This window comes from Solibacillus sp. FSL K6-1781 (assembly GCF_038630735.1).
Lineage (GTDB): Bacteria > Bacillota > Bacilli > Bacillales_A > Planococcaceae > Solibacillus > Solibacillus silvestris.
In genome coordinates, this window is sequence record NZ_CP152038.1 from 1,795,893 (window position 1) to 1,809,556 (window position 13,664).

Consider the following 13,664-nt stretch of genomic DNA (forward strand, 5'->3'; position numbering starts at 1 on the left):
CAATAAAATATAAACAATCGTTCCCAAATTAAAGGCCGATTGAGATTGATTTTGTTATTGCAGTTAAATAGGAGGGATTAACAAGATGATTTCTTTAAAAGATGTGAAAGATGGCAGAGAACGAATTAGCGATATAGCGTATGTAACACCAATTTTACAATCAAGGCAACTTTCTGAAATATGCGGGAATCAGATGTTTTTAAAATCAGAGCATTTACAAAAAACAGGTTCATTTAAAATACGAGGAGCAAGTAATAAAATTATTCATGCGATTGAAAATGGTGCGAAGTTTGTAACAGCAGCATCATCAGGTAATCATGGTCAAGCCGTTGCTTATGTTGCAAAAAAATACGGAGTTCCGGCAACCATTGTAGTGCCTGAAAATGTTAGTAAGTGTAAGGTTAACGCAATCCAAACTTATGGTGGTAAGGTGGAAATGTGCGGGACTACTTCTGGAGAACGTATACCAAGAGCACAGGCGATTGCAAATCAAGAAAACGGCGTATACATTCCCCCTTATGACGACCCATTGATTATGGCAGGGCAAGGAACTATTGGATTGGAAATTTTGGAACAGGTGGATAATGTTGATGTAATCATTGTCCCGATAGGTGGTGGTGGTCTTATATCGGGAATCCTAACAGCCATTAAAGAAACTAACCCGAAAATAAAAGTAATTGGGGTAGAACCTGAGCTTGCTAATGATACATACCTATCATTACAAAATGAAAAAATCACCACAATTCCCGTAAGTCACACCATTGCGGACGGATTAAGAACTAACCAGCCGGGTGACCTAACCTTCCCTGTACTTATGAAATATCTAGACGATATTGTCCTTGTGAGTGAAGATGAAATTCGTCAGTCCTTTAGTTTCGTCATGGAACGTACGAAACAACTAATAGAAACATCGGCAGCCGTAACGATCGCAGCAGCTATGTTCAATAAACTAAACATTCAAGGTAAAAACATCGCAACTGTTATCTCTGGCGGAAATGTGGACCTAGACAAAGTCCATCAATTCATTGTAAATAGTGAGAAATGACTCCGTAAGACTAGACTTAATTCTCTTTAAGGCTAGATTGTTGAACAACATTCTTAAGATATAATATTGATAAATGCGTTATTCAACAATCGGGCCAGATTGTTGAGTAAATATTTATTTTTATAATATTATGCAAGGTGAACCGTATCATAAGCAAGTGCGGTTAATGAAAAGATTAACGAGAATGGTTATTCTATAACATTTTCGTTAGTCTTTTTGCTCTTCGTATGATGTTAATTTATTAATGAGGTATTAAAGTGAATTTGTTTTTTATTATTGACATGGAGTTAACTCCATCTTTTAAAGTAAATGTATTAAAAGAATGGAGTGATGCCAAATGGTTTTTATTACAAATTTATTGATTGGGTTATATGCAGTTTTAACAGGAACAGCAGGTTTAAAACAGTGGAAAGAAGAAGGGTTTCGATTGCGAACAGTTATGTTTGTTGTTGTATCAATTAGCATGCTCATAATATTATTTTTACCGAATAAAGACTGGATGTTAAGCTTTCTAATACTCACATTTGCCCTGTTACATATTTTAGCGATTGCAGAAGGATTACTAAAACTTGGACGACTAAATTACCGCCATCATATCATTCGTTTCTTTTTCCATTGTATAATTGTGTTATTGGTTTATAAATTTATTAATTAGGTGGTTTTAATTATGAAAATCGGTGAATTTGCTGATATCACAGGTATTAGCAAAGATACGATTCGTTATTACGAAAAGATGGACTTATTACATCCTGAAATTATAAATAAGCACCGACAATTTAATAAGCATGACATCGATGTAATTGAAACGATTCTTAAACTAAAACAAACTGGTTTTTCACTTCAAGAAATTAAAATGCTTTTTAAGTGGTCGGAAAATACAGATCAAAATAAAAAACTGAAAAAAGAAGAAATCCAAAATCTCCTTCAAATAAAAGAGATATTTCAAAAGAAATATAAACAGATGGTACAAAAGGAAAATCACATTAAACAAATAAAAGAGGTATTACTAAAAGCTGATAATAAGATATCTGAGATATTAGAAAGAAATAATGGCTAAAGTTTTAATGCTAGTTAGATATTAGGTGCCCTCCAAAACATCATTAAAATATCATACGGAGAACCGTATCATATATAAGGGCGGTTTATCATAAATTCACATAAAACAATTCATTCATTTTATGTGACATTATTTTGTATGAGGTTATTCATCTATTTATTTTCATATTGGATATCAATAATTTCTATTGAAATTGGATAATAAGTAGCTTTGCAATTATCATAACGATCTTCAACAATCGGGCGCTTTACTTGAATTAAGGAAAGGGTGTTTCTTCATGAATAGGGCCATATTGTGGAGCAACATTTTTCTTGGGGGGAGTGTTAGAGAAGATGCGCATTTATACCGATAAAAGAATGGCTATACAAGTTTTTATGCAAATTAAAGATTATGACCAGCCAGTATAAAAGCTGCTTTAGTAAAGTTTCATTGACTTTAATAAAAGCTCATTTAAACAATGTTCCAATAAAAAATCGGTAAACGCTGCTATAACAACGTTTACCGATTTTTCTTTTAACTCCAAACTTGCATTTGGGAACATTTATAAGGTTTATTTTGTAGGCTTTATATACTAAGGTTTTTTTTAGAAATCAATAGAATCCGCTATCTGAACGAGTATTTCAGGAGTTACTACATCAGAGACATTTCTATCAATACCAAACGCATATTGCCAATGAACTGTTTCAAAGACTAAAAAATTAACAGGAAATCTTTGATTTTCAATATAGATTGCATCATTTCCATTTTTTAGTTTAAAGACTTTAGATTTATACTTTTCAAATGGGATTTTGTGTTGAAGAGGTCGTACATCAATCTTAAAGTGATTATTAGGAAAATGTTCACTTATAAATTTAACTTCAAGAGTATCATTTACTTCGCCTTCTAAATCATTAAACCTGCCAAGGTAATGCGTAAAGCTAATTGGTGGTACTCTTAGTGGCAATATAAGTTCTTGATTAAAATGTTGTTCAAAATCGTTTACTGCAACATCTACCGATTTGTACCCTATTTCAAGAAGTATTTCCTCAAAAGGTGGAGGAGTAGCGTTTGTATTCCCAGAAACATGTCCATCATCATTTATTCCCAAAACTAAGAAACCTAATAAATATAAGAAAAGAGGGAAAACTTTTTTCAACTTCATCACCCTAAATTTTATTTAGGTTTATTTTGTCCAGTTTAGATATAACAATTCTTATTTAAGTAAAACGCTGCTGTAATATTCTCTAACGCACATCAAACATCGTTTGGTCACCTTTTGTCATAAAGACATAAAAATTTATTGGGAAACATTTATTTGTGAAATTTACTACACTCGGATTAATTTTGAGAAAAGGTATGAAAAAGAAAGGGAAATAAATACGAAAAGCAATCGCTTATTCCACAAACGGGCGCGATTTTTCAATAAGAAGATCGCATTTTTACATTATAGGACCATTTAAAAGAATAATGATAGAAGCAGGATACTTAAAAAATATTCGGGAAAGCTACTTTTAAAGATAAGGTAGGTGAACTTCAATGAAGATAAAAATCTACATGCTTTTATGTATCTTATTTATCGTATATAGTACGACTGTTTTTACAAAGCAAGAAGCAGCTAGCCAAATGGCTGAAACAAAAAAGAATAATCCCTCTTTTATGGAACAACTGGTGACGAATACATTAGAGCATAATGATGTTCAAAATATACAAGTTCAAAATAATTCTGGACTTCAACGTGAATTCAGTATCAATAATGGTTTTCAAGAACGTGTACTCAGAAAAGTAGTATATTGGCTTAATAACTCCGAACGAGCGATTGGAACAATTGATATATCAATAGATAATCCATCCAATAAAATGGCTTTAAAAATGAAAAAGGGGGATGTGATCACGATTGAACCCGCTTATTTATGTGTAGTTGATAATAAACGCAAAACCTGCACGGCTAATGAGGGGGAATTAATCGTTTTTGAAAATGGAAAGAAAGTGCAATTAAAGTCACAATCTCTTTATGACTGGCTTATGGTTGGTTGGAGAGAAGAAGTTGACGGATCTACTAAAGAAGAGTTACTTGAAGAAGCATTGTTTACACGTTATTTGTATCATTTGGGTCCATCTTATTCGGAATTTTTCGTGTGTCCAAAAATCAACATTGAACCCATTGATGGAGATCCTAGAAGACATCTCATTTTTGGAAGCTCCTTAAACTATTCAGGACACCACGGTGGAGATTATGACCAACTTAATTTTTCTATAAGTGACTCTAACCTATCAGGATTACAAGTAACAAATGTGAAAATTAAAAAACATATTTCGCAAGAAGAAGTCGAAAAACAATGCCGAACGTTTGATTAAATAAGTTTTGGAGTTAACGTTATTCTACAATCGGGCGCGATTCTTCAATAAGAAGATCGCGTTTTTCCGTTATAGGGCAATATTGTGGAATAACATAAACGAATAGGATTTGGAAAATTAGGTTTATTAAACAACCCAATAATTTGAAAAAGAGGTTTTATAGATTATTTTGTCGAACTAGACTCCTAGTGATAATAATGAGGTGAACTATATATGGAAATTATTATAGATAATGAATGGTTTTATAAAGCAATTTCAGATGTTAATAAAGCAATCTCTTCAAAGACACCCTTCCCTATTTTGTCAGGTATTAAAATTATTGCTTATAATGATTCCTTAGTACTTATTGGAAGCAACTCTGATATTGTTATTGAAAAGGTTGTTCCTTTAACGCTGAATGGAGTAAAAGTATTAGAAGTACATAAACCCGGTAGTGTTGTTATTCTTGCTAAACATTTAAGTGAAATTATTAAAAAGCTACCAGCTAAAGTTCATTTAAGAGTAAATGAAAAACAAGTAATTACCATTCAATCCGAAGAAATTGTAACAAAATTATTCGGTTTTAATTCGGAACAGTACCCAAAGCTTCCTCAAATTGATGAAACTGATTACATTAAAATCCCCAGCACTGAATTAATTGAAATTATTAAACAAACTGCATTTGCAGTATCAAAGAGTGAATCTCGACCTGCTTTGACAGGAGTAAATATGTCGTTTAAAGATAATCGCCTATCTTTTGCTGCAACAGACTCCCATCGCTTAGCGTTAAGAGAACTCAAATTAGAATCAAATATACATGGCTCATTTATTGTCCCAAGTTCAAGCCTTAATGAGCTTACCAAGTTAATAAATAATGATAACGGCGAAATACGTATATATGTAACTGAGAGTTATATGGTATTTAAAACAAGTTTTTTTACATTGTTTTCAAGGTTGATTGAAGGGAATTATCCTAACATAACAGGATTATTCCCGAAAAACTTTAAGACAACTATTACTCTTGATACAGCTCAATTATTATTGGCTATTGATAGAGCATGTCTTTTTGCAAGTGAATGGAAAAATAATAACGTACAATTAGAAATACTAGATGCTAAGAGAATAAAAATTTCTTCCCATTCATCAAATATAGGGGGAATAGAGGAAATACAAAACATCAAGGAGATTAATGGTGAAACTGATTTAACTATCTCGCTTGATGGAAGTTATTTAATAAATGCCTTAAAAGTAATCAAAGAAGAAGAGATAAGATTAAGTTTTGGTGGTTCGATGAGACCAGTTTTAATTGAACCTATTAACAATCCTTCTTATAATTATCTTATATCTCCAGTACGTTCATATTAACAAAAGTGCTCCTTTTTGTAAGAATGAGATTTTTATAAAATGAAATCCATTTTATAAATCTATACTTCTATATATTACGGAGGGTAAAGCGATGAAGAGAAAGTATGGGGATCGTTCAGAATGGAAAAGAATCTCAAAGAGAAAATACGCGCAATCTTATCTTGATACAAAGGTATTTAAGGGGTATATCACTTTAATACATACTATAGAAGTAGCAAAACCATTATCAGCAAGGTATGGAGAAAATGATATATGTATTTGTAATGATGGTTATATGTGGCTTCAACAATTCCCCATAGACAAAAAGCATTCAGTAACAACCATGTTTGATACTAAGGGGAATATCGTGCAGTGGTATATAGATATTTGCTCAAAGAATGGATTAGATAGAAATAGACCTTGGATGGATGATTTATTTTTGGATATTATTGTGTTACCTTCTGGAGAAGTAATTCTAAAAGATGTTGACGAACTGGAAGAGGCTTATCTAAATGGGATTATTGATAAACCCCTTTATGATATAGCATGGGAAGAAGCTAACAATATTACTGAGTTAATAAATAATAAAAGCTTTGAATTGCTAAATCTATCAAATATCCACAAGAAAATCTTAGTAAATAAATTGAAATAGCCAAAGGCTATTTATTCAACAAAACCAGCTAATAGTTGTCAATAATTTTCATTAAAAATAATAAAAATATCATGTTATACTAAATTTGTGTATGCCAAATAACCGTCCAAATTCTTGATTTGGAAAGTTTAGGTTTGCTTGGTTAAATTGTTAAATCAAGCTATGTCTTGGAAAGAAGTTTTGTTTTTTAATAGTGCATAAATCCAATGTAAGAGTTTGTTTGCACAAGCTATTACAGCTACTCTAAATGGTTTTCCTTCTTCACGTTTTTTATCATAAAACGCCCGTAATTTCTTATTACGAGGAAGGATTTCATCTGTAGTTTTCTGTTTTCGACAATCACGAATTGCACATTTAACAGCCATATACAAAGCTTGCCGTAGTCTGCTAGAGCCTCTTTTGGTTATTCGGTTGTAAGTGCCTTTGAATGTACCTGATTCAAAGATACTAGGATCAAGACCGGCAAATGCGACTAGTTTCTTAGGGTGATTAAACCTTTCAATTTCCCCAATTTCAGATATAATCGTGGCAGCGATTTTTTCTCCGATACCAGGAATTGATTGGATAATCTTCGATTCTTCAATACTTTTGGCCAAAGCATCTATCTCATTTTCAAGTAGGGATAGGTGTTTTTTGTATTCAAAGATCATGTTAATATACATATCTAAACTTAGGGCAAGGCTAGAATATAAAGCCTGTTGAAATGGATTTTGAGCTGCTGCAGTCATTAGCTTTTCAGCCTGTTGATTTGCCCATTGTAGAGAACGAGAATTACAGAATTCTTTTATTTTAGTTGTTAATACTTCGTTATTGGCGCTCAATATATCTTCTGAAGTAGGATAAGTCTGTAGTATTTTTAAAGAAACATTCGAATATAAGTCGCCAAAAACATTACTATATTCAGGGAATACTTGATCTAAGACTGCCTGGAATTGTAGTTTAGTTTGTACAAACATGCCTGTAATATTATCGTGCTGTCTCGTAAGATGACGTAAGTTCGCAAGTTGGATGCCACGCTTTTTATAAGGCTCTAAATCCTCTTTATAATACAGCTCGCAGAGATGATTGGCATCAACGATATCTGTTTTTACCTTTCGTAAACTAGAACTTTTCGTCTTATAAGAGATGAGTGGATTTACGATAATGATTAAATAACCTTTGTCCTCAAAATATTGAACAACTGGTGTGTGATAATGGCCTGTAGACTCCATAACTAGGGGAGGGCGCTCTCCTGAAATATCTTCTACTTCTTTAATAAAATCTAATAAACTAGCTAACCCATCAAGATTATGTTTTACTTTAAAGCTTTTCTTGTAGGGCTTCTTTCTTTCCAAATAAGCTTGAACCTGACTTTCACCTTTAGCTACATCCAGGCCAATGACTGGATTCATTATAATTCCTCCTTCAAAATGATAATTGCAGGTAACCCCTAAATCCTCTTTGTAGTGTCATAGCTTCGCTTGTTATACGAGATCACTGTCCCAACCAGCCTCAAACATGTTTCTACAAGTAGGGGGTGAACTGTTTTGCGGACGAGGTCTTAGCCCCACGGGCGCGAACGTTCTACCCCGGCTACCGTTATCATATATCGATATAAAAAATGGTCAACCAGAAATATTTTCTGGCTGACCTAATAATACGATCGGGCGCGATTCTTCAATATGAAGATCGCGTTTTTCCGTTATAGGGCCATATTATTGAATAACTTCTTTTAAAAAAGGTGTTATTTAACAAGAGTAATAAGACATCTTAAGTTGAGTTTAAAGAGAATATTTGTTCTAATATTAAAAACAGCATTAAGAAGGTGGAGATTTTGAAAAGAAAAGAGTTAGAACACTTTTTATTAGGTAGTTATACAATTGGTTTTATCATGGGAAGTTGGTTATATGTAATTAACCCCACATTAAATTTGAGCTTTTCCTTTGAAAATATCTTCTGCATTATAGTGGTTTTACCAATATTATATTGGGTGTATAGATATTCAGGAATGGTTTTTAATGATCAATCCATTAAAATGAAATTGATATATTCTTTAGTTTTAATTTTAGGGTTAGGTTTTGGAATATTCTTTTCAGAATTGCTTTTAAGTTAAAAATTTATCTTTAATCTTAGGAAAGCAAAGTATATATCAATTAAACCAATTGAGCATTGTTCAGTATATATTGTGTAATAACAAAGGCTCTTAAGTATTCATGTAGAATAGTATTGTAAAGAGGTACACTTAAACTGACAAAATTGTACAGAAGAAGGATAGTTAAATATTGAACTGGATTAAATTTTCACTATATTTTATAGCTGCATTACTTTTCCTCATAGTTTTATTAACAAACATTCGGCTAGGTAAAATAATAAAGACAGAACAAAATGAAGAAATGATTAGAAATAAAATGAAAAATAGCATAAGTATAATGATTGTGGTAATCATAATTGCAATAATTCTTTATTCAATTGCTGTGTTCTTATAAATATATTAACCTAATATAAAATGTGAGTATTTACCTTATTAACTAACAAGGTGTTTTAGTTAAACAATGGTTTTCAACAATCGGCGCTTTTCTTAAATAAGAAAAGTGCTTTATTCAATTATAAGGCCATATTGTGGAGCAACAATTTTTCGTGGGGGAGTCTTAGAGAAGATACAGATTTATACCGATAAAAGAATGGCTATACAAGTTTTTATGCAAATTAAAGATCATGCCCAGCAAGTATGAAAGGCTGCTTTAGTAACTTTTCATTGACTTGTATAAAATCACGTATAAACAATGTTCGATAAGAAAAGCGAGAAACGTTATTAAATCAACGTTTCCCGCATTTTGGTGTATTCCAAAACTTTCATTTGGGAACGTTATTTTGAATGTGAATGTATATTTTAAATCTATGTATTAATAATGCTCGATGTACTTAGAGAAATACTCTAATCTAACTCAATATATTCTATACAACATAACGATTAATGCGACAATCCCCAATAAAAAGGGTATTGTGAAGAAGATTGCATTACGTTTTTCACCTTTTTTATAAGACTTGTACGCTAACGTCAAAAATGTAATACCAAAGAAAAAATACATAATTGGCTGTAATTTTAAATCTCCAGTAATCACACCGTGTAGACCAAATGCAACGCCTAAAACAATAGAAATATAAGATACTAATTTCAAGTACTTAACCCTCCTAGCTAAAGAATTCAAATTCACCTTTTACATTGTAGCATTTATTTATAACGTTAAAGTTCTCGAAACGATGTTTGGTAAACAAAAAGCAGCTAAGACAAGTGAATGTCCCAGCTGCTCTTAAAAGGCTCCCTAAGTGTCGTTTGGGAACATTCAGCGCCTAACGTTGTAATTCCGCATAAATCTGATGGGACCTCTTGATGAATCTTTTTTGCTTTGGAATTCGTATAACAGATAAATGAAAATAATGCTAAAAAAGGAGGAAGATTGAATATGTCAAAAAAAACAGTGGTCATATTGCTTGGTGGGATACTATTGACTTTAATTTTGGTATTTACTTTTCTGCAAAAGAACAACAATGTTACAGCGGAATGGGAAGGATTTTATCTAGAACAAACAAGCAAAACAAGTTTTACGCAATACGCAATCGAATCTATTGATGGAACGCTCGAAATAAAAAATTCATTTATACCCTCTCCCCGTATTGACGGTTCTACCAAAGAAGATTTCAACAAGCATATTACAATCACTGAAACGAAACTAATTCCTGGGGAGTATAAAAAGTACAGTGTATTAAAGAACAAAGACACTTATACAATTAAAGTAAAAGGAAATCCAAAATTCAGTTATACTTTAAATAAAGTTGCACCTAGAAAATTTATAGGTGAAGATGGGATTGAATATTCAACTAGTTTATATTTGGAATAACTGCCTCCAGATAATTCACTTCCCATCGAGTAAATGAAATTTAAGAAACGTAAACATTCCCAAACCGACGTTTGGTAACATAATTACAGTCTAGTCCCGTACTCAAAATCGTATTTAGTATACCACATGAATATGACGACCCCTTATTCCACAATCGGGCGCGATTCTTGAAGAAGATCGCGTTTTTCCGTTATAGTGCCATATTGTGGAGCAATGTTTTTCTTGGGAGAGAATAACGTATTCAAAAATAATTACTGAATATTCATAAAAGTTTGCAACTTCTGTTGGGGATACGAGTCTAATAATTAGGAGGCGTTGTGTTTTGATGAGAACTTTAAAAAAAATTATATTTTTTTCAGTATTTGCTTTGTTGCTATCTTCATGTAGCAACTCCATATCTCTTAAAGGGTGTCCTGATGCAATAATTGAATGGGTAGATATGCTGATGATTGATGATATTAAATACGAGCGTCATTATCCAGAGCTAGCAAATGGAAATTTTCATATAACGATTGAAAAAGGTAAAGAACTTGGTAAAGTAACATATAAGATGGCCGACAGTGCATGTAGCAATCACAAGATGCAAAATGGTGATGCGGCATTTTTAAATGAAGGAACAATCATTTATGAAATAAAAGGATATCCATCTTCCTTGGTAGTTGCTGCAAATGATGTTGTATATGTGGCCAACACAAATAAAAATGCAAAAACTGCAGGAGAACTTTATCCTATGGATAGGCTGGTGAAGAATATCTATATTCAAAGCACCGAAGATGGCAAGAGAATGCATACATTCTCACAGTCTTCTAAGGATAAGTTCCTTACTGCATTTTATGAATTAAAATTAGAAAATGTACAGTCATTAATAGATGCAGGTAAGCTAGAAGGTACTCGACTATTTTTAGAGATTGAACTTAATAACGGCGTTTCATTTAGGCTACTTTATTGGGGTGATTCCAATACATTTCATAATGGAGCAATTGGAAACGATGAAATAAAGGAAGTTATTAGAGCTGAAGTACCAAATCTAAATAAATAATAAATAGTACCTGTAAATCTAACCATATTAAGCTAACAGGTGATTTAATTAACAAGACATACTAATTATAATCTTCCACAATCGGGCGCGATTCTTCAATAAGAAGATCGCGTTTTTCCATTATAGGGCCATTTAATTGAGTAACGTACTTAAAAAAAATGGAGAATTTATGTTACAATTTAGGTTGAATTGTGAAGTAATGTACTTCAACTAAAGTAGCAGAATAGTACAAGTAGAAAAATTTTATTTTATGGTAATTAAAGGAGTGATGTTTTTTGGGGAAATCAAAGAAAAAAGAACTATTAGATTGGGTTAAAACTATTGCTGTAGCAGTTGTTTTTGTTATTGCTATAAGAACATTTATTTTTTCACCAATTGTAGTAGATGGTTCTTCAATGATGCCAACATTTGAGGATGGAGACAGAGTTATTGTCAATAAACTTAGTAAGCAGATTTCGGGTATAGAAAGATTTGATGTCATAATATTTGAAGCCCCGATTGGTGAAAATTACATTAAGAGGGTTGTGGGGTTACCGGGAGACTATATTGCTTATGAGGATGATATCCTTTATATCAATGGTGAAGCTTTAGAAGAACCTTATTTAGATGAATATAAAGAACAACTAATAGACAATGCTCCACTTACATACGATTTCGCTTTAGAATCTTTAACAGATTATAAAGAAATACCGGACGGATATTTATTTGTTTTAGGGGATAATCGTAGAAAAACTGCTGATAGCAGAGATCCTAGGGTAGGATTAGTTCCAATGGAAAAAATTTTAGGAAAAGCCAATGTTAGATTTTATCCATTTGACAATTTAGGTATTGTTAAATAACCCTATTTATACAAAAAAATGATATTCCACAATCGGGCACTTTCCTTGAATAAGGAGAGGGTCCTTTTTCGCCTTTTCCTTTAAAGGGACATATAATTAAACCCAACATAGTTATCTAGATTACAATTTAGAAGATATTATTAAAAGTATTCTTAAATTGACGGGTAGAGATATTGGAATTAAGTTGAGAAATTTAAATATTGGGGGAGTACAATGAAAAAAGCTTCAATTTTAATGATTACAGTCGTTTTATTAGTTCTCGCATCTTGTGGAGGACCTTTCATATCAACTACTTCTATGTTGATTGTTATTGAAAAGGGGTGTTCAAGTGACTATAAAGAGTATTGGGTTAAAGCATACGACCCGAATAATCAAACTAAAGAAGAAGCATTTAAGATTGTAGTTCAAGAAGAAATGGTATGGAACTTAATTGAGGAAGATAAAGAGTATTTTTCTTTGTATTCAAAAAAAGGAGATAAATCCTGGGTTTTAGAACAAATTGAGCGTATAGAAAATCAAAAAGATTAAATTATTTAAGACTACTTTTATTCCACAATCGGGCGCGATTCTTCAATAAGAAGATCGCGTTTTTCTGTTAAAGGGCCATATTGTTGAATAAGACGCCTCTCGGATTTTACATTAATTGGATGGTAATTTGGTGTACAATATATTTAGAAAAGTTGAGGAAAGGTGGAATATATGATGCTTAGATTATATTTGGTTAGACATGGTCAAACGGAATGGAATGTACAAAAAAAAATGCAGGGTTGGGAAGACTCAGCTTTAACTGAAAAAGGTGTAAATAACGCAATTGCATTGAGAAAAAAGTTAGAAGGTGTAGAATTTGCTGCTGCTTACACAAGTACAAGTGAAAGAACCATCGAGACAGCAAGATTAATTATAGAGAAAAGAAATTTAGCTATTAATACTAATGAAGACCTTAGGGAAATAAATTTAGGTGAATGGGAGGGGAAAACTCTTGATGAGATAAAGGATTTTTATCCTGAACAGTTTAAATATTTTTGGGAAAATCCAGCACTTTATGAGCCTGTTGGTGGAGAGACCTTTGAGCAACTTATAAACAGGGCTATCAAGGTATTAACCTACATAACTTCAAAACATAATAATGGGAATATTTTGGTTATTACTCATTCCGTTATTCTAAAATCGTTACTTATGCATGTAAATGGAAAGTCTGTTAAGGATTTATGGACGCCCCCATTTATACATGACACAAGTCTTTCAATAGTAGAAATAGAAAATGAAGTGTATCGTGTAAAATCTGAAGGTGATATTTCACACCTAGATAGTGTTAATGAGGTTTAGACAATTTCTTGTAGAATGTATCTTTTTAAAAATCGATTTGTTATTCAACTATCGGGCGCGATTCTTCAATAAGAAGATCGCGTTTTTCCGTTATAGTGCCATATTGTGGAGCAAACTCAAATAAAATATTTTGACTTTTTTGACCATTGTGGTAAATTATAGTTGTAATAT

At 32.2% G+C, this 13,664-nt stretch carries 15 protein-coding genes and 1 other annotated feature (1 of these 16 only partly in view); of the genes, 12 read left to right on the forward strand and 3 right to left on the reverse strand.

Annotated features, from left to right (window positions below; all coding sequences use genetic code 11):
* Nucleotides 1-85: 85 nt before the first annotated feature.
* The 3 genes from MHH37_RS08845 (at nt 86) to MHH37_RS08855 (ending at nt 2,102) form a co-directional block, all read left to right on the forward strand.
* Nucleotides 86-1,045 carry a threonine/serine dehydratase gene (locus MHH37_RS08845; protein WP_342575932.1) on the forward strand — a complete coding sequence of 320 codons (960 nt, stop codon included), beginning with the start codon at nt 86-88 and terminating at the stop codon, nt 1,043-1,045.
* A 337-nt stretch (nt 1,046-1,382) separates the two neighbouring features.
* Nucleotides 1,383-1,700 (forward strand): hypothetical protein, encoded by a 318-nt coding sequence (locus tag MHH37_RS08850; protein ID WP_342575933.1) that lies wholly within the window; start codon nt 1,383-1,385, stop codon nt 1,698-1,700.
* 12 nt (nt 1,701-1,712) lie between these two features.
* Nucleotides 1,713-2,102, forward strand: coding sequence for a MerR family transcriptional regulator (locus tag MHH37_RS08855; RefSeq protein WP_342575934.1), 390 nt, complete (start codon nt 1,713-1,715; stop codon nt 2,100-2,102).
* A gap of 583 nt (nt 2,103-2,685) precedes the next feature.
* Here the strand turns inward: MHH37_RS08855 and MHH37_RS08860 are convergent.
* Complete coding sequence (locus MHH37_RS08860) at nt 2,686-3,243, reverse strand: hypothetical protein (protein WP_342575935.1); 558 nt, start codon at nt 3,241-3,243, stop codon at nt 2,686-2,688.
* A 374-nt stretch (nt 3,244-3,617) separates the two neighbouring features.
* Here MHH37_RS08860 and MHH37_RS08865 point away from each other — a divergent pair, with 374 nt between their 5' ends.
* The 3 genes from MHH37_RS08865 (at nt 3,618) to MHH37_RS08875 (ending at nt 6,411) form a co-directional block, all read left to right on the forward strand.
* Entirely contained in the window at nt 3,618-4,436 is an 819-nt protein-coding gene (locus MHH37_RS08865) for a hypothetical protein (protein WP_342575936.1), read from the forward strand.
* 213 nt (nt 4,437-4,649) lie between these two features.
* Nucleotides 4,650-5,780, forward strand: coding sequence for a DNA polymerase III subunit beta (gene dnaN, locus MHH37_RS08870; protein WP_342575937.1), 1,131 nt, complete (start codon nt 4,650-4,652; stop codon nt 5,778-5,780).
* Between the two features lie 91 nt (nt 5,781-5,871).
* Entirely contained in the window at nt 5,872-6,411 is a 540-nt protein-coding gene (locus MHH37_RS08875; protein ID WP_342575938.1) for a DUF402 domain-containing protein, read from the forward strand.
* 155 nt (nt 6,412-6,566) lie between these two features.
* On the opposite strand, the gene MHH37_RS08880 is transcribed toward MHH37_RS08875, so the two are convergent.
* Nucleotides 6,567-7,802, reverse strand: coding sequence for an IS110 family transposase (locus MHH37_RS08880; protein ID WP_342575939.1), 1,236 nt, complete (start codon nt 7,800-7,802; stop codon nt 6,567-6,569).
* Nucleotides 7,803-8,224: 422 nt separating this feature from the next.
* On the opposite strand from MHH37_RS08880, the gene MHH37_RS08885 reads away from it, so the two are divergent.
* Nucleotides 8,225-8,503, forward strand: a complete 279-nt coding sequence (locus MHH37_RS08885; RefSeq protein ID WP_342575940.1) for a hypothetical protein — start codon at nt 8,225-8,227, stop codon at nt 8,501-8,503.
* Nucleotides 8,504-9,335: 832 nt separating this feature from the next.
* Here the strand turns inward: MHH37_RS08885 and MHH37_RS08890 are convergent.
* Nucleotides 9,336-9,569 (reverse strand): hypothetical protein, encoded by a 234-nt coding sequence (locus tag MHH37_RS08890; protein WP_342575941.1) that lies wholly within the window; start codon nt 9,567-9,569, stop codon nt 9,336-9,338.
* A gap of 285 nt (nt 9,570-9,854) precedes the next feature.
* Here MHH37_RS08890 and MHH37_RS08895 point away from each other — a divergent pair, with 285 nt between their 5' ends.
* The 5 genes from MHH37_RS08895 to MHH37_RS08915 all read left to right on the forward strand — a co-directional run bounded on the left by MHH37_RS08895 (nt 9,855) and on the right by MHH37_RS08915 (nt 13,493).
* Nucleotides 9,855-10,289, forward strand: a complete 435-nt coding sequence (locus tag MHH37_RS08895) for a hypothetical protein (RefSeq protein ID WP_342575943.1) — start codon at nt 9,855-9,857, stop codon at nt 10,287-10,289.
* Between the two features lie 325 nt (nt 10,290-10,614).
* The gene (locus MHH37_RS08900) at nt 10,615-11,328 is read left to right on the forward strand and encodes a hypothetical protein (RefSeq protein ID WP_342576233.1); all 714 of its coding nucleotides are present in this window, start codon (nt 10,615-10,617) and stop codon (nt 11,326-11,328) included.
* A gap of 275 nt (nt 11,329-11,603) precedes the next feature.
* Nucleotides 11,604-12,167 (forward strand): signal peptidase I, encoded by a 564-nt coding sequence (gene lepB / locus MHH37_RS08905; protein WP_342575944.1) that lies wholly within the window; start codon nt 11,604-11,606, stop codon nt 12,165-12,167.
* Between the two features lie 213 nt (nt 12,168-12,380).
* On the forward strand, nt 12,381-12,695 hold the full coding sequence (locus MHH37_RS08910; RefSeq protein ID WP_342575945.1) for a hypothetical protein: 315 nt from the start codon (nt 12,381-12,383) through the stop codon (nt 12,693-12,695).
* 171 nt (nt 12,696-12,866) lie between these two features.
* Nucleotides 12,867-13,493: a histidine phosphatase family protein gene (locus MHH37_RS08915; protein WP_342575946.1), complete on the forward strand. Its 627-nt coding sequence runs from the start codon at nt 12,867-12,869 to the stop codon at nt 13,491-13,493.
* A 168-nt stretch (nt 13,494-13,661) separates the two neighbouring features.
* Nucleotides 13,662-13,664, forward strand: a binding site (T-box leader) (it continues 232 nt past the right edge of the window).